Here is a 22,062-nt window from a genome sequence, read left to right on the forward strand (position 1 = left end):
AACGATTTCGGTTTCCCTCGAAATTGGCTCATTCATGAACCGTTACATACCTGAGCTTTGTAACCCTCAGCTACTTAAAAGAGTTTAAGGAATGTAAACACTTTTCTGAAATGCAACTACGCTAGCAGTCTGTCACACTAGCTGGATGCCCAATTTTCATACTGGCTTATGGTGTGAGTCGAAGCCTTTTCAATTACTCCAAGCTATTTAGCGCTGGAGCGAGCAGGCGCAATCATCTGCTAGCATTGAGGGGGCTCAATAGTCGTCAATTGTTCACGGAGAGGATAGAGAAGTGTCTGTCGAAACCATTGAACAGCGTTCAACGGTTCGCAAGCTCGCGCCCCGTTATCGCGTACTACTTCATAACGATGACTACAACTCGATGGAGTATGTGGTTCAAACATTAATTACAACCGTGCCCAGCTTGACTCAGCCTCAAGCGGTTGACATCATGATGGAAGCGCATACCAATGGGCTGGCTTTGGTGATTACATGTGCTCAAGAGCATGCAGAGTTTTACAGCGAGACGCTCAACGGTCACGGTTTGAGCAGCACGATCGAGCCAGATGAGTAGAGTCTGCAAGCCATTTTGAAGCGGGTGCTCTCTAAGCTGATCAATTATCCGGCTCCAGTCAGAATAGCAGCCTTTCTGTCTGTCTTGGTGCTGGTCTGGATGCCGCTCGCGCTGCCCATTTACTGGCTAATTAGCGATAGCAATTTAGTTGGCATTCTGACACTGGTCGCACTTTACTCGGAGTTTATTCTTCTGGTGGGCTTGTGGGGGCGATGGGTGTACCGTCAGCCCAACTTACTCTGGCGTTATGGGCTAGAGTTTTCTCGTCGTATGGGCTTAGAACTGCTGGCTGGTTTGCTTCTTGGCAGCTTCAGCGTGGCAGCACTGTTTATCACCCAGAGCCTCTTCGGTTGGGTCGTTTGGCAATCGCCGTCGATCGCGATACTGCAAGTTGCCTTAGAAGGACTACTGGTCGCTCTAGGCATTGGTTTTGTGGAAGAACTCTTCTTTCGGGGGTGGTTACTAGACGAACTTCAACGCGACTATCGTCTACCAGTTGTGTTTGTGGTTGATGCCGCCATCTTTGCTTTGGTGCATGGGCTTAAACCACAGTTTCCAGCGCTGTTTCTCCTGGCCGTTACGCTGATTTTGGCAAAGCAAGCATGTACTGATTTGGACGATGTACTGTCCTCTGATAGGAATAATCTGCGCTCTCAAACTCTGAACAGACCCCGTGGACGCTTAGGGGTACCAATGGGGCTCCATGCGGGCTTGGTCTGGGGCTACTACATTGTCAACGTTGGGAAACTGATTCAGTACGCACCTCAAGTGCCTGAGTGGCTCACAGGGTTTGATCATAACCCGCTAGCAGGCGTGATTGGCATCCTCTTTCTTAGTGCTCTAGCTGTGGGACTGTGGGGCTATGCCAACAGGCCACCAATCTAGAAGTCCTTTGTGAGTGGCGTGATGCCTCTTGGTGATGCGCTATTGTGCAATTGCTAATGGTTCTGCAAGCAGCGAGCGTTATTTTTTCGATCGAAATAAGCCAAACAGACCGCCATGATGTTTAGCTGCTTTATTGTCTGGCTGAACTTTTTGAGCTTTCCCGTTTTGTGCTCCATTGGCTGGGGGTGCAACCTCAAGCCCAAGCTTGGGCGCAAATCTACAGGCTAGTGGATCCTTAGGATTCAGCTTGAGCGCTTGACGGAGATAGACCTTTGCCATGCTTTGAAGATTTTGCTGTAGGTATGCAACGCCTAAGAGCGCGTGATATTCACTTTTGTTTGCTTCAATTTTGATTGCATCCCGCAGTTCTTGCTCTGCTTCTTTCCAATTGCCTTTCTTCATATATTCTTGCGCTCGTCGATAATGACGTTGCGCATAGCTTTCAGAAATCGTTTCAGTATCAGCAGGGGCAAACTGAATGGGCCTAGCCTCGGCTGCGGACACTATTCCTGTAGGCTTTTCGCGCATAAGCACGTCGCCCATTTTGAGCTGCAAGTAAACCAGGTTTAATTCACCCAGTTGTTGCGTAAGTGGTTCAAACTGATCTAGCGGTTGATATTGTGTGTCAGACAGTTGAGCGATCGCCTGTTCGTAAAAGACATCAACACCGTTAATCGGCTGCTGTGCAAGTTGGCAGGCTAAATCACTTTTAGGGGCAAGGGGTGTGGCGCGATACAGTCGTCTAACCTGAAGCCGCAGTAAGGAGACATTCTCTTTACGGCCCTTCTCTTGCTTCAGTTTCTGGTAAGCAGGATTAACCAGCCGCGCAAAAAGCTGACTTGCCAGATCTTTAGTTGTGTCGTCTTCAGGGGTGTAATGATCAGGGTGTAGTAGCTTTGCAACGGTTCGATAGCGTTTAAGCACACGGCGATCATCGGCAGCAAGAGAAATCCCTAAAACTGCGTAGGGATCAGAAAAGTTCGTTAGCCATTCTGAAGTGAGCGTGCTCTGTGACATCAACCAAGTAACCTTAGAAGACTCAATAAATTTTTACAGTCATAGATTAACTGCACCTATTCAATAACTGATTTCAGTTGCTGCTTGACGCACTTGTGACGAACAGCCTGCTTCCAAAACGAGCTTTTGCACAAAAGTGCACTAGCTAATAGCGCTCTTAAAACCAACAGCGTTCTCAAAACAATCATTAACCACGAACCTAAACCTGAGAGCCTTTACAGCCAAACTCTCAGTCGCATTAGGCTTTGCTTTTGATGAGACTCTAGCTTTATTGGAGCGGTCAATCAGTAGTGCAGGTGCGGCTTGAGCTCACCAATTCAGTAAATATTCGATTGTGATGATCATTAGTCTACTGTACTGTGCACCAACGGTTTGAACCGGACATATCTCAAAACGTTAGCGCTTATTTACGGATTAAATTGCTTCAATTGAGACATTATGACTCTTGAGCAGACTGGAGCCCCAGTTGAACGATGGCAGAATGACGTAATACGTGAGATTGTGCCATCACTGCTTGAGAGTCAATATGATAGAAGTAATTGTGACTGGAATGGGCACCCTTGCCCATCTATGGGTAGATGCATGGCTGCAATCGTCACGATTGCTTCCAACATTATAAAGTCTGAGTGCGGCGATCGTGGGGTGATATTGACATGCTAGATAAGCCAAGAAATCGGAAGGTTGCTGCCGCTTTGGCGTTTGCTGGAGCAGCGGCACCGATCGGCGCCGGTCTGCACAAGTTTTATGTGGGTCAGCCCCTATGGGGAATTTTATACTTACTGCTGTCGATGACACCGATTCCTCGTGTTGCCAGCGCGATCGAAGGCATCTGGTATTTAACTCAAGACGCCGATGAGTTTGATCTAAAATTCAACGATGGCATCACGTCTACGGTCAAACCTACTGTCAGAGTTGTGTCAAAGGCAGATGCGGTTGACCCGGGACAAATCAGTGCGGTTGCGGATGCTGTCCGTCAACTTGATCAACTCCGTGCTGATGGGTTGCTTTCGGAATACGAGTTTGAGCAGAAGCGCCGACAGTTGCTCGATCGTATTGCGTGAAGCAGGAGTTATCAGTCAGGAGCCAGAAGTTAGAAGCAAAAGCGAAATCCTCACTGAACTCAAAATTCCAACTTTCATCCCCCATCCTTTATCCTTTCCCAATGCCCCTTCCTCACTGGCTTTCAAGTGTTACTCAAGCGCGCCAACCCCTGCAAACAAGGATACTCAGCGATCCGTACTATCGCTTTCAATCAGTGGCAGAACTTGAGCTTGCGGCTAAATTAGGAGTCAAGATTGACGTGAATCAGGCAGGCGTAGACGATTGGCTGCGACTGCCTGGTCTATCGATTCATCAAGCGCGATCGCTCGTCGAATTGACTCAAGCTGGAGTTCAGTTGCACTGCCTGGAGGATATCGCTGCAGCGTTGAGCCTGCCTGTTATGCGTTTAAAGCCCCTGGAGCCAGTCCTGGTTTTTTGCTTTTACGACGATGAGAGCGTTTGTACGATCAAGCCAGTGAACCCCAACACGGCGACGCTTGAGTTGTTGATCAGAATTCCTGCTGTCGATACCTATCTGGCACGGGCGATCGTGGCAAACCGTTCAATGGGCCCTTACCGTAATCTGATCCACCTTCAACGGCGCTTGTCGCTGCCCAGTCAGCTAGTCGAAGAATTGATGCATTATCTTAAGTTTTAAGCTGGTCATCGCTACAACCCCTGGTCGCAGCTTTACAAAGCCTAACCGTTTAAACGGATAGAAGCGGAGCCAGGCACGACCGATGATGTTTTGCTGCGGCAGAAAGCCCCAAACATGAGAGTCATTGCTGTTGTTACGGTTGTCTCCCATCACAAAAAACTCGCCCTCCGGTACGGTGACGGATGGCATTGTGTAATTAGGAGGAGCGGCAATATACGGTTCCTGGAGCGGTTGCCCATTGACATAGACAGTGCCGTGATTGATTTGAATCGTTTGTCCAGACGTACCAATAATGCGCTTAATAAATGCCTGATCTTTGGTATATCCCTGAATTTGGAGTTGTCGCGGGGGGTCGAAAACAACGATTTCGCCAAACTCAGGGGAACGAAGGCGATATGAGAGTTTTTCAACGACGAGGCGATCGCCCACTTCTAGCGTCGGCAGCATCGAATCAGAGGGAATATAGCGAGGTTCTGCCACAAAGACCCGGATCAACAACGCTAGAATCAGCGCGATGATGAGGATCTGGAGGTTTTCCCACCAGGCTCGCCAGGGTGGTGGAGCAGCAGAAACGGCTGATGACTGTAATTCAGAGGGTTTTTCGGAAGTCATAGAGAGGCGGCTCAGACAACAGGCACTAGACATTGAACCTTTGACCACAAACTGCTGCTCCTGAAACAGGAAGAATCTGTAGTCTAGAGTCCTCAGTCTAAGGCTCAGACACCCTCATTCTTGCAAGGGCTACCCCTAGAACGCAATAAACTTTTCCGATCGCAACTGGTCAAGCTTTGCGCCTAGCGACAAAATGGTTTCCTGAAGCTGATCTGATCGCTCACCTACCGCACAGATCACGATATCGAATGTGGCTAAATCAAGCCGCAGTCGTGCCAAAACGGTTTCAGGGCATTGAGCGATCGCCTCTCGATAATGGAAGTTTCCCCAAGTTTGTTGCAACCGTTGCCAATGCTGCTGGTAGGGCAAGTGCACAGGCGTTTCTGGGTTCGCTTGCACCAACCAGATGGGGTATTGATAGCCACACTCGTATAACCAGTCAATTTGGCTTTTTAATGGCGCAATGCCTGATCCTTCAGCAATATACAGGCGGGGGCGCTGTGGCAGTTCACTGAGAGTCATGAGTCCATAGGGACCGCGTAACGGCAGGGATTGCCCGATCGCTAAATCCTGTAACGTGGCTGAACTCCAGCCAACGCGTGAGACGCAAAGTTCGATCTCTGGGCACGAAGAGGGGGAAGACGCGATCGAATAAATTTTGCTGAACTTGCGCCCATCCTGTTCAAACTTAGGCCACACCGACTGACCGGGCAAAAAACGAAAGTCATCTCGATCCAATCGCAGCCGAATCGCTTTGATGGTTGGTGTAAGGGAGACAGAATGAAGTACCGTCGCCACATAATCTGCCGTAGGCGATCGGCGTAAAACGTCTAAACTTTGCATGATGAATTTTTACCTGTGCATCGCAGGCATGATGATGTACGTTACTTCAGGCAGGCATTCTGACTTTAGAAAGTTTTGAGTTTTGAGTTCTAAGTTTTGAGTTGGATTAGTTAACTCAACACTCAAAATTCATCCTTCCTTTCACAGCTGCGGCACAGTGCCGGATTTCTTTGCGCTTTAGCAAAATCACCGGGCTTTCCCCAGGTCAAGTTTTTGACCCTATCTGGACTGGTTCCCCAGATAACCTGAACTAGCTTAGGCATTGTAGCTTATGGTGGTCTAAACTTCGTCAAGCAGTTTATTGTTTGATCACGAACGTCATAGTCCACTGAAGGTTATGCCCAAACCAACCAAGTCAGAAAATGTGCCTGAACCCATGCGGGCAAAATTTGAGGAGTTGATCCACCTCACAGACAACTTCTGCAAAGAGCATTTGGATGATGAATATGCTCAACTTTGCCGCTATCTGACGGCTGCCCTTTGTCGCAAACGCCCTTCACCCTTGGCAAGTGGAAAAGCAAATACCTGGGCTTGCGGCATTATTCACGCGATCGGCACCGTCAATTTCTTGTTTGACTCGTCCCAAACGCCTCACATGAAGGCGACAGACATTTACGAACTGTTTGGCGTGGGTCAGAGCACGGGGCAGGGAAAATCGAAGCAGATTCGCGATGTGATGAAAATGCATCAGATGGATCCAAACTGGTCGCTGCCTAGCATGATCGATCGCAATCCAATGGCTTGGATGATTTCTGTTAACGGTTTCATCATCGATGCGCGGCAGGCACCACGCGCGATTCAGGAAGAAGCTTTCCAAAAAGGGTTCATTCCTTACTTGCCGGAAGAGAGCTAGATCTGCGGGAGTTGGAAACGTGCAGTGTTGAAGCGATCGTCCCCCGATACCTTCAGGAGAAAGACTGAGTGGATGCCATTCTTAAGTTCTTGATTGCCAATAAGGATGCTCTAGGGTTTCTCTTCGGTTCGGGTGTAATTGTGGCAGTGGGCAAGCCTTTCTGGTCTTACCTGAAACAGCGCTTCAGTCCGCGGATTCCACCCCTTGATACCTTTCCGTTTGAGGTGATTAAGCCCAACAGTGATATTTTGAAAGCCGTGTTTGGCGGAGCAAGGGACAATCCGCTTGCCGATCGCAACATTCGCTATTTGCAACGGGTGGCAAACCAGGATATTCAGACGGAGCTAGAAGCGCAGCTAGAAGAGTCCCGCTGGGTATTGATCCTGGGTCAGACAGGCTTGGGCAAAACGCGGGAAGCCGCAGAGTTAGCACAGAAATATAACCGTCGAGGGTGGACGGTTTTGAAGTTGAAGCACTGGGAACTGCTAGATGAACCCACCCACTTTGCCGAAGACAAGATTGGAACAGACCGTAAATTGCTGTTTTTCCTGGATGATCTAAACAAGCTGATCTATAAGCGGGGAGAACTGCTGAAGGAAGACCCTCGACAGTTTCGAGATTTGCCACCCCAGGAACGATTGCGCCTGACGTTGGATTACTACGAGCGGAATTGCCGTCCTGAAGAATTCCGGGTCATTGCCACTGCTCGAAATGAAACGGTTCCCCAGTACAACGAGCCGATCAGTGAACTCGACAAGCTTGGTTTAGATAAACACCCGAAGCTATGGCGGAAGTTCATTCGTTGCCCTCTACCCAAACCAGACGATGATGCCATTGTTCAACTTATTCAGGAAACGGTAAGAGAGGCAGACATTGCTGCAAACCCGAATGATTACGCTCGTTTAGCCAGACGGAACGATCGCACCTTCCGAAATATTCAGTTGAATCTGCAAACAGCGAAAGATGAGGGGCGGGCACTCACCCTGGATACCTTTCGTGAGTCGTTGCGGGAAAGCTGGGAAGCAAAATACCGCAAAGCCAGGAAAAAATATCCCATTGCGTCTGTGATCTACGACGCGGTTGAACTGCTTCGGGCAGTGAATATCCAGCTACAGGATTTTACTGTAGTTGCAACTACGCAACTGTTGGCAGGTGGAAATGTACTTCAGCAACTCCTGCGTTGGCGACAGATTCGTCATGCACTTCATTACTTGACCCATGACGGAAACAGCATTCTAGAACCCCGTGACGGTCAGATTGAGGCAAAAGGCACACAAGTAAATCCAGAGGTTTATATACCAGAACTTACTCGTCTACTCCTACGTTGGACTGAAAGCCATCCTCGTGAAACTTCTTTCTCTCTATTGGGTTTTGCCCTCAAAGCTGCTGCCCTAGGACACGATCGAGAAAGCCTTTCATGTCTTGAGACATTTTTAGAACCCGCTCCTGAGTCATATGCAGCGCACATTCTCAAAGGAACTGTACTGGATATGCTGAAGCTCCACGAAGATGCTGCTGCTACTTATGATAAGGCGGTTAAACTTGAGCCACATTTGGTCTCAGCCTGGTTGCAGAAGGGAATGGCTCTGAATAATCTTGGCTATTTTGAGGAGGCTGTCGTCAGCTTTGACAATGTAGTCCAACTTGAGCCTGGATTGACTCTTGGCTGGTTTCTTCGAGGCATTGCGCTGAATAAATTGGAGCGTTATCAAGAAGCAATTGCCAGTTTTGACAGAGTAATCGATCTTGAACCAGGCTTCATCGATTCCTGGTATAACCGAGGCGTTGCTCTATCTAATTTAGAAAGGTATGAGGAGTCAATTAACAGCTATGACAGAGTAATTGAGCTTGAACCACGTTTTTTTGATGTCTGGTATGACCGAGGAGTTGCTCTGGGTAACTTAAAGCGTTACGAAGAAGCGATCGCTAGCTATGACAACGCTCTACAATTTAAACCTGACTCTTATGAAGCCTGGTATGGTCGGGCTTTTGAACTGGGCTTTTTAGGGCAATCAGTTGATGCGATCGCGAGTTTTGACCAGGCTTTAGAGATTAGACCTGACTCTTATGAAGCTTGGAATAGCCGGGGAAATATACTAGGTCAACAAGGTAAATATCAAGAAGCGATCAATAGCTTTGACAGAGCTATCGCCATCAAACCGGATTACCACGACGCTTGGAACAACAGGGGCATTGCGCTGATGAAGTTAGGAGCTTATCAGGAAGCCATCCAAAGCTACGATCATTCGTTGGCATTTCTACCAGATGATGCCAAAGCTTTTTACAATAAGGCTTGCTGTTTTGCCCTTTGGAATAAGGTTGAAGAGGCAGTTGAAAATCTGCGACGGGCAATCGAACTAGATCCTGATCAGTGTCGGGAGATGGCAAAGACGGATGCTGATTTAGATGGCATTCGACATGACGTGAGGTTTCAGGCGTTGTTAATAGCGGCTTCGTAGCGGATGGCAGATGGGCTGTTAGCTCTAGATTGCTTCGTTATTCCTTCATCCACCCGTAAGGCTGTAGCTCAAAGTCCAATACTTTCTTAAAGTCATGGACGATCGCCCGTAGCTCATCGACATGCTTAACAGGCTTACCTTCTTTCCAATTGGCACGATCGACCGTGCCGACCACAAAGTAATCATTGCCAACCATGGCTGGCTGACGGGATTGGGTAAACATGGCAGCCAGTAAGGCATCGAGTTGATCCTTGTGGGCGATGAGCAGGTCACAAGCGGGGCAGTAGCGACAGGTCTTATTGAGGGCGATCGGGACTGCTGGCGAAACAAAAATAAACAGGGGAAGCTTACGCTGCTTTGTTTGAGCATCGCATTTGGGGCACCTGGTAAACCGTGCGTCTGTATAGGGGTTCAGGAAAAAGCTGTGGCGAGGTGGTTGTTTACCAAACCGCTCTTCTTTCTTGTTCTTAGGCATGGTCGTTTTTTACAAATGCTCCATAAACAAAAGCGGTAGAGAGTGTTGCCTCTCTACCGCTTTGCTGGCTAAGCATTTTCGGGACTATTCAACTGCCTGAGGCAACAGTTCCCGCTTTTCACCTTGTAGCACCTTTACCTGACCGTCACTATCTACATCAACGACAGCGGTATCACCATCTTTAATGCGGCTAGAGAGGATTTCCTCTGCTAGAGAGTCTTCCAGCAAGCGCATAATCGCTCGACGGAGTGGTCGGGCACCGTAGCTGGGGTTGTAACCCTCTTCTACCAGGCGATCTTTGAAGCGCTCGGTGACTTCTAAGGTAATGCCTTGTTCCTGCAAGCGACCAAAGACCTCATTGAGCATGATGACTGCAATCTCTTTCACCTCGTCCTTCGACAGTTGGCGGAAGACAATGATTTCATCAAGACGGTTGAGGAACTCAGGACGGAAGTATTGCTTCAGCTCTTCGTTCACCAACGATCGAATGCGGTTGTATTGAGACTCGGCAGCATCGCCTGCGGCTGAGAACTCAAAGCCCAGACCACCGCCACCTTTCTCGATGACCTTGGAACCGATGTTGGAGGTCATAATGAGCAAGGTGTTCTTAAAGTCCACCGTGCGACCCTTCGCATCCGTCAAGCGACCATCTTCCAGGATTTGAAGCAGCATGTTGAAGACATCGGGATGCGCTTTCTCGATTTCATCAAACAGGACGACGGTATACGGGCGACGGCGAACCGCTTCGGTCAGCTGACCACCTTCGTTGTAACCGACGTAACCTGGAGGCGAACCGATGAGCTTGGAGACCGTATGGCGCTCCATATACTCCGACATATCCAACCGGATCATGGCGTCTTCAGAACCGAAGAAGTAAGTCGCTAACGCCTTCGTCAACTCTGTCTTACCAACTCCAGTGGGACCGGAAAAGATAAAGCTAGCGATCGGTCGGTTGGGGTTTTTCAAGCCCACACGAGCACGGCGAATGGCGCGCGAAACGGCTCTGACAGCTTCTTCTTGACCAATCAAACGCTGGTGTAGAGTGTCTTCCATGTGCAGTAGCTTCTCGGATTCAGATTCCGTCAGCTTGTTGACTGGAACACCCGTCCATGAAGCAACGATTTGAGCAATGTCCTCTTCATCCACGATTGGAGAAGCGTCTTCGCTGGTCGATTCGTTCTTCTTGGTTTGAGCGATCGCCCGGATCTCAGCTTTGATTTCCATCTCACGATCGCGGAGTTCGCCAGCACGATCGAAGTTTTGGGAACGAACTGCATCGTCTTTGTCTTTGAGCACTTGACGCAGCTCTTTGTCTAATTCTTTCGCCGCTGGAGGCAGCTGAGAATTAAGCAGACGAACGCGTGAACCAGCCTCATCAACTAAGTCAATTGCTTTATCCGGTAAGAAACGGTCTGAGATATAGCGATCTGAAAGCTTGGCTGCTGCTTCCAACGCTAAATCTGAGATCTTCAGCTTATGGTGTTGTTCATAACGCTCACGCAGACCCCGAAGGATTTCGATGGTTTCGTCAACGCTTGGTTCACCGACCATTACAGGCTGAAAGCGACGCTCAAGAGCAGCATCTCGCTCAATGTGTTTACGGTACTCATCCAGAGTCGTAGCACCAATACATTGAAGCTCACCACGAGCCAGGGCAGGTTTGAGAATGTTGGCAGCGTCGATCGCGCCTTCAGCGGCACCCGCACCAATGAGCGTGTGAACTTCGTCAATCACCAGGATGACGTTTCCGGCAGACCGGATTTCATCCATAATTTTCTTTAAGCGCTCTTCAAACTCACCCCGATATTTGGTGCCTGCGACCAGCAAACCAATGTCCAGAGTGACCACGCGCTTATCTTCGAGGATATCAGGGATATCGTCGTTGGCGATGCGTTGAGCAAGACCTTCCGCGATCGCGGTCTTACCCACACCCGGTTCCCCAATCAAGACCGGGTTGTTTTTTGTACGGCGACCCAGGATTTGGATCACGCGCTCAATTTCCTTTTGGCGACCCACAACCGGGTCTAACTTACCTTCGGCTGCCATTTGGGTCAGGTTTGAACCAAACTCGTCCAGCGTCGGTGTTTTGGTGCGCCCTTGGCTACCGCCAGAGGTAACCTCTGCGGTCTCGCCCAGCATGCGAATCACCTGAGTGCGCACCTTAGAAAGGTCAACGCCCAGATTCTCCAGCACTCTGGCAGCCACACCTTCGCCTTCGCGGATCAAACCGAGAAGCAAGTGCTCAGTACCAATATAGTTATGACCCAGCTGACGGGCTTCTTCTAGAGAGAGCTCCAGAACCCGCTTCGCTCGCGGTGTGAATGGGATTTCAACGGCAACGAAGCCGGAGCCTCGACCGATGATTTTCTCTACTTCAATCCGAGCGTCTTTAAGATTGACACCCATCGATTTCAGCACTTTGGCGGCGACGCCGGTCCCTTCTCCAATCAGACCCAAGAGGATCTGTTCAGTACCCACAAAGTTGTGTCCCAGGCGGCGTGCTTCCTCCTGGGCAAGCATGATCACCTTAATGGCTTTTTCTGTGAAGCGTTCAAACATGGCGTATTTCTGTCACCTGCTGCTTGCCGGTAGAGTTGATTCTATCATAGACGATTTGACCGGAGGCTTGAAATCTGCCACCAGTAGATCCGTGATCACCGTACCTGCAACCAGTGATTTGCCATTACGTGAAGCTGCTACGAAGGGTGATTGTCAGCGAAAAGTGGCTGGCAAGTCAAGCAGGATTTCTTAATCTCTTAAGCATTGAGAATTCAGCTTGAAACGATCACCACTGACCGCTAACTGCCAGCCAGGCGTACATAGACGATCACAAACCTGCTGTTGCCAGACCTTGAGTCGCTCAGCAAACTCAGGTCTTTGTAGACCGCCACGCCACAACACCAGAGCATCTTCGCCATTGTCTGGGTAGTAACGCCGTCGTCGTCCTGCTTCACAAAAATCAAATTTTTGATACAAGGAGAGTGCCGACTGGTTAGAAATCCTCACTTCTAAAGTGGCTCGTTCTAGTCCGCGTGCATGGGCAGACGCCATCAGGGCATAGAGTAAGGCTTGCCCCAGCCCTTGCCGTTGATGAGTGGGATCGATCGCCAACATGGTGATGTGCGCTTCTTCGAGCACGGCCCAGTAGCAGCCAAGACCGAGGAGGGGTGAGGCGTGAGGGGTGGGGTTTTTTAAGTTTTGAGTTTTGAGTTCGGGGCGAACCTCTGTCTCCTCATCTTCTCCCACCGCTTCTGCTTCCCCTGCCTCCTGCCTTCTGCCCTCTGTCTCCCTTATCAAAACGAGTAACTCGCTATTAGGGCTCTCTAACTCCCGGCGATAGCCATCTAGCGTCCAAAGCCCACCAAAGCAACGTTGGTCAAGTACCAGAGCAGCGGGTAACAGAGCGGCGGATAGTGGTTGAAGTGCGAGAAAAGTCACAAAAGGTACGTTATTTGCTCAGCATCTACAAGGCTCGATTGTAAACTAGAGAGCATAATGCACGTATGCAATCCAACCAAAGGCAGGATGACGCAATGGGATCGACTCACGCTACAGCGGTTCAAATGACTGGTCGTCGCTATTTAAGCGAGGCAACAGGGACTTTAGCGGAGCGATCGCCCAACCAGCAGTTGCTACCGCTAACCGCAACGGTCAATCAGAGAGACCACTTGGAGATTGGCGGTTGCGACGTGGTTGATCTGGTGCAGAAATTTGGTTCGCCCCTCTATGTATTGGATGAGACAACCCTGCGCACAACCTGCCGTCACTATCGTGATGCCTTTGTTCGTTATTACCCAGGTGCATCGCAGGTGCTGTACGCCTCTAAAGCCTGGAATTGTTTGGCTGTGTGTGCGATCGTTGCTAGCGAAGGTTTGGGTATCGATATCGTGTCTGGTGGCGAGCTTTTTACAGCCATACAAGCAGGTGTTAGTCCGACTAAGCTCTACTTACATGGCAATAATAAGTCTCGTGCCGAGCTTGAGATGGCAGTGGCGTCTGGCTGCACGATCGTGCTCGATAATTGGCACGAACTGAAAACACTGGTGGCGATCGCGGCGGAATCTGGAAGCAATGAATCTGAAGCCGTTGCAGAAACGTTGCCATCCCTACTGCCGACTTCTCACTCTCCACTTCCCATTCGCATCATGCTCCGCCTCACTCCCGGCATCGAGTGTCACACTCATGATTACATTCGCACAGGGAGTATTGACAGCAAGTTTGGGTTTGGGCTGGATCAGCTGGATGACGTCTTTAAATTTATTGTTCAGCAGCCCAGTCTGGAATTGATCGGTCTCCATGCTCACATCGGGTCCCAAATTTTTGAGCTAGAGCCTCATCACGATTTAGGTGCAGTGATGGTGCAATGGCTGAGCAAAGCAGCTCACTACGGGCTGTCGATTCAAGAACTCGATATTGGTGGTGGCTTAGGTATTCGTTATACCGAGTCAGATGATCCACCCAGCATTGAGGCGTGGGTTAAGGTAGTGAGTGAATCGATCGCGGCTGCCTGCAACGCGCAGAATGTGCCACTACCGAAACTCTTGAGTGAACCGGGGCGATCGCTCATTGGGTCTGCTTGCGTCACGGCTTATACTGTGGGCGGGCAAAAAACAGTTCCTGGCATTCGTACGTATCTCACTGTGGATGGCGGTATGTCTGACAACCCTCGACCGATTACTTACCAATCAATCTATCGAGCACTGGTGGCAAACCGGATGTCAGCACCCATAGCAGAGACGGTGACGATCGCCGGCAAGCATTGTGAATCTGGCGACATTGTGATTCAAGAGGCAGACTTGCCAGAGACCCAACCAGGCGATTTGCTCGTGGTGATGGCAACGGGAGCCTACAATTACAGCATGGCTTCCAACTACAACCGGATTGCTCGACCAGCCGCTGTACTAGTCAATGATGGAGAAGCTAACATCATCCTACAGCGAGAAACGTATCAGGACTTGATTCGCCAGGATTGTCTACCGGAGCGATTAAAGACTCCGCACGCGTGAGATGCGATCGCAGTCATTGAAATCAATCTCAGGTTATTGAGTTTAGGACGTGTAGAAGCGCAGGGTTAATCCAGATCAATGGGATATCTATGGAGGCAATGGCTGCTGACGACCCCTAACTGGATGCAGTCCCTACCGCTTCTTATCGTTCAGAACCTACGCTTTTTCCTAGATGTTGGGCTCGTGTTAGCCCTCACATACATGATGCTGGTCATTATTGGGGAACGGCGCACCTTGTGGATGGTGCGTGGGTTCATCGTGCTCATGTTGGCAGCAGCCCTTAGCCGGCGCTTGGAGTTAACGCTATTGAGTTTCGTCCTGGGTAATCTAGTGATCGGCTCTGCGGTCGCGATGGCATTTATTCTACAGTCGGAGTTTAGGCGTTTTTTGGAACAGCTTGGTCGCGGTGAACTCCTACAGTTGTTCCAATCTTCACGGAGAAGCACACTTAAATCTGGTAGTGTCACTGATGAAATTGTTGATGCGGTCAAAGAATTATCGCAAAACCGCATTGGCGCTTTGTTGATTCTAGAGACAGGTATTCCCATTGATGAGCGCGATTTTTCTGTGCCGGGAGTGAGGATCAATGCTGAAGTCTCGAAGGAACTAATTCAAACTATTTTTCAGACAACAACCTTGTTGCATGATGGAGCTGTTCTAATTCGCGATAATCGCCTTGTCGCAGCAGGGGTAATTTTGCCCTTGTCAGAACGTACGGCTTCCCGCCAGCTAGGTACACGTCACCGAGCTGCAATGGGCATTACCGAACGCGTAGAAAACTGTGTATGTGTTGTTGTTTCTGAAGAGACAGGCTCGATTTCGCTGGCAGAACGGGGTATCCTAAATCGTCCGCTGACCAGCAGTAAACTGAAGGAATTGCTAGAATCACGCTTCTCCCAAACAGCTGATCGTGACACCGTTGCACCCAACCTCCGTAGTTTGGCGCAGCAAGTTATGACTCAAGGACTATCTCTAGTCTCCCGGTTTTTCGGTCGTCGCAAAGGTAAAAGTTAGGGGTGGAGAGCTGCAAACGTACTTCTTTTTGATCGTTCACGTCCATTATTCACATGCAATTGTCTGCTGCTGGGAGAGACCATGACCGTAAAGCCAACTGTTTTGCAAGAGTTGCCTGCTGACCTTGAGTGTGAACGACTGCCTAGACATGTTGCTGTAATTATGGACGGCAATGGACGTTGGGCAAAGCAGCGTGGCATGCCCCGGATCATGGGGCATCGCCGTGGTGTTGATGTGCTGAAAGATCTCCTACGCTGCTGCCGCGATTGGGGCATCCAAGCACTGACTGCCTATGCCTTCTCAACGGAGAACTGGGGGCGTCCTTCCGAGGAAGTTGAGTTCTTGATGACTTTGTTTGAGCGGGTCTTGCGTCAGGAATTGCGGGAAATGGTGCAGGAAAATGTGCAAATTCGCTTTGTGGGCAATCTGCAGGCATTGCCGCAGTCGCTCCAAGAAGAAATTGCCCGATCGGTTGAGTTGACCCAGCACAACCAGAGCATTCGGTTTACCGTTGCCACTAACTATGGTGGGCGACAAGAAATTCTTCAAGCCTGTCGGGCGATCGCGACCCAGGTACAGCAAGGCCTTTTGCAACCAGAACAAATTGACGAAGCTGTGTTTGAGCGCCATCTCTACACAGCGGGGATTTGTGATCCTGACTTATTAATTCGTACAAGCGGCGAGATGCGGTTGAGTAATTTCTTACTCTGGCAGATGGCGTACGCAGAGCTGTACGTGACGGATACGCTGTGGCCCGATTTCGATCGCAAGGCCTTTTATCAGGCGCTGTCTGCTTATCAACAACGCGATCGACGCTTCGGGAAACTATAATTCTTGGGTCGATCGGACTAACGCACGGTTTGAAAGAATCTGGTCTCTGGCTGTAGACTGGAGCCTCAAACGACCTATTCTTGTGGAGAAACCCAGTTTCTGCGCAAGCTCTGAGTCAGTACTTTGCAGCTATGTGGCATTGACTTAACCACCAGTACTTGACCATTCCAGCCTCCATTGAGCAAACTGGTTCAGCAGGGAATGCGCTGTCGTTTTGAGGATTTCTCCGTATGCTTCAGATTACTCAATCGCCCCAAGCTCCGGTGCTGGTGCAACAGCGGTTTTCGATCTTAGGCGTTGCATCGCCCTCTTATGCTGGCAGCAACCTCTTGCTAACGATCGATGGACAGTTTCGCGCTACAGGGCCAGTCGTCGATGTGGATGGCACCTGGAAGCTCGATTTTCTGTTTCAGCAGGCAGGCAATCGGCGCTTGAAACTTGAGATTGGCACCGACAGCGCTGAACTCACTATTCCGGTCGTTACCACGGTACCTGAGGCAAAGAAGCTCCAATTTACTCAGGTACCCACCCGCTTACCTGTGCTGCAAACCGCCACAGTAGAAGGGACGGCCGCAAATTTCCCCGATGGTAGCGCTCTCATTTTGCGAGCGGATCAACAGTTTGACCTGGCAAAGCCCTTTGTGCGGGCTGGGAAATGGCAAACGACCATCGGGTTTAACCAACCAGGCAAGCGAGTGTTGGAAATTATTAGCTCAGATGGTCGCGATCGTGCCCAGGCTCAAGTAGATGTGGTCGCTGCCCAACCGCGTCCGCCACGCGTGAACTTCACCAATCCACCTAAGCAGGTAAAAGTGGAAGCCACCATCACTCTGTCCGGTGAGGCAACCAACTACACTAATGGCGACCAGCTCATTCTGCGAGCAGACCAACGCTTAGAACTGGCTCGCCCAAGAGTGCAAGATGGGAAGTGGCAAGCTCAAACGGTACTGCGCCAAATTGGGAACCGCCTCATCGAAATTATTGGGTCTGAGCAAGACAAAGCCCAAACCGTGATTGAGGTCATTGGAGTCGAAGCTGGCACCTTTCAAGCGCTGCCACGTAACACCTGGACTAGCACGCCAACACCATCCGATCTGCCTGACCTCAAGCCCAAAGGTATCACATTGCACCATACCTTTCTCAGCAACCCGCCTTCAACCAGTGCTGCGGTGGCAGATGAAGCTGCTCGTATGCGAGTGATCTACAACGGTCACGTCAATGGTAATGGCTGGGCAGATCTTGGCTATCACTTCATCATCATGCCCAGTGGTCGAGTGTATTCAGCCCGGAATGAGACCAAGCGGGGGGCTCATGATGTCGTGAATGATGGGCTGGGAGTTGCCTTTGATGGCGTTTACACCAGTGCTACGATTAGTCAGGCGATGTATAACTCGGCAGTGGCTCTCTGTACGCTTCTCTGTAAGCGGTATGGTATTACCAACACGATTACTCCCATTCCGACGCCGACCGCTGATTTTGGCACCCGCAGCCTACCTCGTATTATGGGACACCGCGATCGTGTGGCTACAGAATGCCCCGGTACCGAAGGTGGTAAGACTGTTCGTTTACCAGATATTCGTCAAGCGGTCAATGGAAATTTGGGTGTGTCCTAGAACAGGACCTCTATGACCGCAATCTTTATCTAAAATTCATCAACTACATGGGGAGAATTGATAAGTCAGGTATGGATTAGGGGCATCTGAGCCTTAAGATAAACATTAAAGAAATGTGCGCTGACTCAGCTTCTTTCCATTCAAACGATTGGATACAGGTGGCAGCGATCGAATTCATAGGAGAGATCTCAAAACCCCTTTGAAAAAGGGGTTTTGTCAGCGCATCCTTTTTTAAGGGACGCTAAGGGGATCAAGATTTTAAGTTTTAGCTACTTCATTGTTTAATCCATGAAGGTCAAAAGATGACCTTCGAGAACTTGATCATAGAAAGATACATTTAATAAGCGACTGACTCCGGCTGTAGTAGACGTGAACCCACTGAATGCTTAGAGCGCCCTAAAGAGCCAGTATGCTTTCTGAATCGTCGTCCCAAGAGTTGATAGACTTGCGACAGCGTGTCGCTGAACAAGCAGCTATGCTGTCGCAAATTGAGCAGCAGTTGCTGCACTTTAAACAGACTGAATACACCCTGAAAGCAGCGCCTCATAAACTCTCAGTTGTACTGCAGCACTTGCCGATCGCCATCATTGAATGGAGTACAGCGTTTCAAGTCGTGGACTGGAACCCAGCGGCTGAGAGTCTTTTTGGCTATACCAGGCAAGAAGCGATCGGTTGTCACATAACAACACTATTAACACCAGAGCATAGCCACCAAGCCATGAGCATATGGCTTCACCAGCGCAACAGCGATCGCACCCTGAATCGTACGTTCACCAGGGATAGTAGAGTCATTACCTGTGAATGGCACAATACACCGTTGTTTGATGCCCAGCGGCAGGTGACTGGTGTGTTGTCAATCGTGCAAGCGTACACTGAACCATCACGACAATCAAAGTCTTTAACCGCTGTCTCGTTGAGTGAGTCTGCTGCACAACCGCATCCTGATCAGGAAACCGATGCGATCGCGCACATTTCACCAGCTTTTTTGAACGACGTTGTTAACGCCACAGCCGATCCCCTCTTTGTGAAAGATGAGCAGCATCGGTACATTGTGTTGAACGATCCTTTCTGCCAATTCATGGGCTGGAACCGAGCCGATGTGATTGGGCTGAATGATCACGATATCTTTCCTGATGCAGCACAAGCTGGGTTCTTCCGCGATACTGACCAGGTGGTACTGACCAGCGGTTGCGATCGTGAAGATGAGGAAACCTTGACTAATTTGCATGGCATCACTCACATCTTCTCAACCAAAAAAGCGTGTTTGCACGATGCGTCGGGCAAACGGTTTTTAGTGGGTACCATGCGCGATATTACTGCCCTCAAGCATGCAGAAGCCGCGTTGAAGCAGGCGAAGCAAGAGTTAGAGTATCGTGTTGAAGAGCGTACGACTGAACTGCAGCAAACAGTCGCCCAGCTTCAACAAGAGGTACATGAGCGTCAGGCAGCACTGCATGAACGCAATCAAGCCGAAGCGAAGCTGCAACACACCCGCAAATTTTTAGAATCTGTGCTGAAAACGCTGCCTGTTGCTGTCATTGCGAAAGAGGCCAAAGAGCTTCGCTATGTGCTGTGGAACCCAGCTGCTGAAGAAGTGCTTGGAGCCAATGCTAAAGACATGATGGGCAAGAACGCTTACGATTGCTTGCCGTTAGATCGAGCTGAAGCCTTGATGGAGCACGATCGGCAGGTCTTGAAGAGCAGGCGCATCATTGATATTCCAGAAACGTTGCTACAGACTAATGGTGAAACGCGCATTTTGCACACCAAGAAAACGGCTGTCTTTGATGAAGAGGGCAAGCCACAGTATCTGTTAGCCATTACCGAAGACATTACCGAACGTAAGCAGGCTGAAGCGGCCTTGCGGCAGAGTGAAGCACAGTTGCGGGAGCTGGCTCAACGCGAAGAATTGCTCAATCGCGTTGCCAATCAAATTCGCAGTTCCCTGGATCTGGATACCATTCTTCAAACGACGGTGCATGAAGTCCGTAACCTGTTGAAGATCGATCGCTGTAGCTTTTGCTGGTATCACACCCAGTCTGAGCAGCGATCCAGCCTTGAATTTACCCACGAGTCACGTGATGCTGCGTTTCCTAGCTTTCTTGGTACCTATCCACAAGACCTCAGTCAGCCAGCCGATCGCCGTAACCCCATTGTTGAGAGCCTACTGAGCCAAACACCTTATTGCGTCCATGATGTTGCGACCGATCCACATCTGAAGCCAGAAGCGCGTGAAATCCTGCACTTTTATGGCTATCATTCTGAGCTTCTACTGCCTGTCCCCATACTCTCTGGTCAGCTGGGTGGCATTCATTGTGGTCATCACACCGCTGTCCGTCCGTGGAGCGACTCGGAAATAGAACTGCTGCAAGCGGTTGCCAGCCAGCTTGCGATCGCCATTAATCAGGCAGAACTTTACAACCAGAGCGTCACTGCTGCAAACACTGCTCAACAACAGGCACAGCAATTAGAGCAAGCCCTACAAGAGCTCCAGCAGGCGCAGGCGCAAATGGTACAAAGCGAGAAGATGTCGAGTTTGGGGCAACTGGTGGCCGGCGTGGCTCATGAAATTAACAATCCTGTCAACTTTATCTACGGCAATCTCACTTACGCCAACGAATATACCCAAGATCTGCTCAATCTCCTCGGCTTATATCAGCAGCATTACCCAACCCCGGCATCACAAATCAAGTCCGTTGCCGATGCGATCGACATCCAGTTTGTCATTACTGATCTACCGAGACTGCTGACATCCATGAAAGTAGGTGCTGACCGCATTCAGCAGATCGTCGCGTCTTTGCGAACTTTTTCTCGCATGGACGAAGCTGAGTTCAAAGCGGTCAATATTCACGAAGGTATTGATAGCACTCTGATGATTTTGCAGAGTCGCCTCAAGGTGCAACAGCTTCGTAGTAAGGGGCGAGAGTATACCCGCCCGCCGATCGAAATTATTAAAGACTATGGTGACTTGCCCCTGGTCGAGTGCTACGCGGGGCAGCTTAATCAGGTGTTCATGAATATTCTTAGCAATGCGATCGATGCGTTAGATGAGGGGGACAGTCAACGTGACGCTGGTGCCGTAGAGCAAAATCCCAACACGATTTGCATTCGCACCCAACTCGTCACAGACGATCGCGTCATGATTGCGATCGCTGATAATGGCCCTGGCATCGCCGAAACAGCTCGGCAGCGCTTGTTTGACCCCTTCTTTACCACGAAGCCGGTCGGCAAGGGGACAGGCATGGGCTTATCCATTAGCTATCAAATCGTCACAGAGCGGCATGGTGGCTCGTTGCGCTGCCTTTCGTCTCCTGGAGAAGGTACAGAATTCATCATTGAAATTCCTTTACAGCAATCGGTGTAGTCAATGACTGTCTCATTGACTGTCTCATTGAAGCCCCACCCCAGCTTGTTAGAGGCTATCGGCTTGAGCCTGACTATAAACTGCTTCCGTGTGGTCGCCATCCAAAAAGTCTGTCCTACACTTGAAGAGCAAACTGGTCATTCAATCTACAGACTGCATTCTATGACGTACACGCCTAAAATTCTGGCCTTTGCTGGCAGTACCCGGACTGATTCGTTTAATAAGAAGCTTGTTAAGATCGCTGCTCAAGGTGCAAGAGCAGCAGGAGCAGAGGCAACATTCATCGATTTGCGGGATTTTTCGATGCCTTTGTTCGATGAAGATCTGGAAGCACGTGAAGAACTTCCGGCAGGTGCGCGACAGTTCAAAGATCTCCTACTAGCCCATGACGGCTTATTGATTGCTTCGCCTGAATACAACAGTTCACTGACGGCCGTGTTGAAAAATGCGATCGACTGGGCGTCTCGCCCTGCTCCGGGGGAAGCGCCATTGGGCTGCTTTGCCGGTAAGGTTGCCTCACTGATGAGTACGTCTCCTGGTGCTTTGGGTGGTTTACGCGGCCTAGTACACCTGCGCTCAATTTTGGGCAACATCAAAGTCATTGTGCTGCCAGACCAAATTGCCGTTGGGCACGCCTACGAAGCCTTTCAGATTGATGGCAGTCTGAAAGACCCCAAGCAGCAGGCCGAGATCGCTAGTCTCGGTGAAAATGTGGCAGCGATCGTGGCAAAGCTAAAAACGTAACAGTCTGAGCGCCCAGCCAGCCTTACTTGAAAGCCACTAGGTGCAAGGCTCCGTCTTGTCTTTTCTCTGGATG

The 22,062-nt window shown here is 49.9% G+C and carries 18 protein-coding genes and 1 riboswitch; of the genes, 12 read left to right on the forward strand and 6 right to left on the reverse strand.

The features are described from left to right. The first annotated feature begins 292 nt into the window (after positions 1 to 292). Positions 293 to 574 (forward strand): ATP-dependent Clp protease adapter ClpS, encoded by a 282-nt coding sequence (gene clpS / locus C7B82_RS05070; RefSeq protein ID WP_106255225.1) that lies wholly within the window; start codon positions 293 to 295, stop codon positions 572 to 574. 24 nt (positions 575 to 598) lie between these two features. After that, positions 599 to 1,459, forward strand: coding sequence for a CPBP family intramembrane glutamic endopeptidase (locus C7B82_RS05075; protein WP_245939742.1), 861 nt, complete (start codon positions 599 to 601; stop codon positions 1,457 to 1,459). A 78-nt stretch (positions 1,460 to 1,537) separates the two neighbouring features. On the opposite strand, the gene C7B82_RS05080 is transcribed toward C7B82_RS05075, so the two are convergent. Next, complete coding sequence (locus C7B82_RS05080) at positions 1,538 to 2,476, reverse strand: J domain-containing protein (RefSeq protein WP_106255226.1); 939 nt, start codon at positions 2,474 to 2,476, stop codon at positions 1,538 to 1,540. A gap of 653 nt (positions 2,477 to 3,129) precedes the next feature. On the opposite strand from C7B82_RS05080, the gene C7B82_RS05085 reads away from it, so the two are divergent. Together C7B82_RS05085 and C7B82_RS05090 are read left to right on the forward strand one after the other, a co-directional pair. Further along, the gene (locus C7B82_RS05085) at positions 3,130 to 3,537 is read left to right on the forward strand and encodes an SHOCT domain-containing protein (protein ID WP_106255227.1); all 408 of its coding nucleotides are present in this window, start codon (positions 3,130 to 3,132) and stop codon (positions 3,535 to 3,537) included. Positions 3,538 to 3,638: 101 nt separating this feature from the next. Beyond that, positions 3,639 to 4,175, forward strand: a complete 537-nt coding sequence (locus C7B82_RS05090; RefSeq protein ID WP_106255283.1) for a ComEA family DNA-binding protein — start codon at positions 3,639 to 3,641, stop codon at positions 4,173 to 4,175. Here C7B82_RS05090 and lepB read toward each other — a convergent pair. Continuing rightward, on the reverse strand, positions 4,140 to 4,787 hold the full coding sequence (gene lepB, locus C7B82_RS05095) for a signal peptidase I (RefSeq protein ID WP_106255228.1): 648 nt from the start codon (positions 4,785 to 4,787) through the stop codon (positions 4,140 to 4,142). The two genes, C7B82_RS05090 and lepB, sit on opposite strands and share 36 nt — an antisense overlap. A gap of 135 nt (positions 4,788 to 4,922) precedes the next feature. Continuing rightward, positions 4,923 to 5,630 (reverse strand): FAD-binding oxidoreductase, encoded by a 708-nt coding sequence (locus C7B82_RS05100; protein WP_106255229.1) that lies wholly within the window; start codon positions 5,628 to 5,630, stop codon positions 4,923 to 4,925. A gap of 32 nt (positions 5,631 to 5,662) precedes the next feature. Further along, positions 5,663 to 5,894, reverse strand: a riboswitch (cobalamin riboswitch). Positions 5,895 to 5,967: 73 nt separating this feature from the next. On the opposite strand from C7B82_RS05100, the gene C7B82_RS05105 reads away from it, so the two are divergent. Together C7B82_RS05105 and C7B82_RS05110 are read left to right on the forward strand one after the other, a co-directional pair. Next, positions 5,968 to 6,483, forward strand: a complete 516-nt coding sequence (locus C7B82_RS05105; protein WP_106255230.1) for a DUF6398 domain-containing protein — start codon at positions 5,968 to 5,970, stop codon at positions 6,481 to 6,483. Between the two features lie 68 nt (positions 6,484 to 6,551). Then, on the forward strand, positions 6,552 to 8,942 hold the full coding sequence (locus C7B82_RS05110; protein ID WP_106255231.1) for a tetratricopeptide repeat protein: 2,391 nt from the start codon (positions 6,552 to 6,554) through the stop codon (positions 8,940 to 8,942). 37 nt (positions 8,943 to 8,979) lie between these two features. Here C7B82_RS05110 and C7B82_RS05115 read toward each other — a convergent pair whose 3' ends face one another. The 3 genes from C7B82_RS05115 to rimI form a co-directional block, all read right to left on the reverse strand. Beyond that, positions 8,980 to 9,417 carry a hypothetical protein gene (locus C7B82_RS05115; protein WP_106255232.1) on the reverse strand — a complete coding sequence of 146 codons (438 nt, stop codon included), beginning with the start codon at positions 9,415 to 9,417 and terminating at the stop codon, positions 8,980 to 8,982. Positions 9,418 to 9,501: 84 nt separating this feature from the next. Then, entirely contained in the window at positions 9,502 to 11,976 is a 2,475-nt protein-coding gene (locus C7B82_RS05120) for an ATP-dependent Clp protease ATP-binding subunit (protein WP_106255233.1), read from the reverse strand. Positions 11,977 to 12,165: 189 nt separating this feature from the next. Continuing rightward, the gene (gene rimI, locus C7B82_RS05130) at positions 12,166 to 12,855 is read right to left on the reverse strand and encodes a ribosomal protein S18-alanine N-acetyltransferase (RefSeq protein ID WP_106255235.1); all 690 of its coding nucleotides are present in this window, start codon (positions 12,853 to 12,855) and stop codon (positions 12,166 to 12,168) included. Between the two features lie 95 nt (positions 12,856 to 12,950). Here rimI and lysA point away from each other — a divergent pair, with 95 nt between their 5' ends. The 6 genes from lysA (at position 12,951) to C7B82_RS05160 (ending at position 21,989) form a co-directional block, all read left to right on the forward strand. Beyond that, positions 12,951 to 14,423, forward strand: coding sequence for a diaminopimelate decarboxylase (gene lysA / locus C7B82_RS05135; RefSeq protein WP_106255236.1), 1,473 nt, complete (start codon positions 12,951 to 12,953; stop codon positions 14,421 to 14,423). 123 nt (positions 14,424 to 14,546) lie between these two features. Next, positions 14,547 to 15,437: a diadenylate cyclase CdaA gene (gene cdaA / locus C7B82_RS05140; protein ID WP_245939743.1), complete on the forward strand. Its 891-nt coding sequence runs from the start codon at positions 14,547 to 14,549 to the stop codon at positions 15,435 to 15,437. Between the two features lie 81 nt (positions 15,438 to 15,518). After that, positions 15,519 to 16,268, forward strand: coding sequence for a polyprenyl diphosphate synthase (uppS, locus tag C7B82_RS05145; RefSeq protein WP_106255238.1), 750 nt, complete (start codon positions 15,519 to 15,521; stop codon positions 16,266 to 16,268). 230 nt (positions 16,269 to 16,498) lie between these two features. Continuing rightward, a complete protein-coding gene (locus tag C7B82_RS05150) occupies positions 16,499 to 17,881 on the forward strand; it encodes a peptidoglycan recognition protein family protein (protein ID WP_106255239.1) in 1,383 nt (460 codons plus the stop codon). 409 nt (positions 17,882 to 18,290) lie between these two features. Next, positions 18,291 to 21,245 carry a PAS domain-containing protein gene (locus C7B82_RS05155; RefSeq protein ID WP_106255240.1) on the forward strand — a complete coding sequence of 985 codons (2,955 nt, stop codon included), beginning with the start codon at positions 18,291 to 18,293 and terminating at the stop codon, positions 21,243 to 21,245. Positions 21,246 to 21,407: 162 nt separating this feature from the next. After that, positions 21,408 to 21,989, forward strand: coding sequence for an NADPH-dependent FMN reductase (locus tag C7B82_RS05160; RefSeq protein WP_106255241.1), 582 nt, complete (start codon positions 21,408 to 21,410; stop codon positions 21,987 to 21,989). Positions 21,990 to 22,062: the final 73 nt, after the last annotated feature.

Origin of the sequence: Stenomitos frigidus ULC18 (assembly GCF_003003795.1) — a bacterium.
Classification (GTDB): domain Bacteria; phylum Cyanobacteriota; class Cyanobacteriia; order Leptolyngbyales; family Leptolyngbyaceae; genus Stenomitos; species Stenomitos frigidus_A.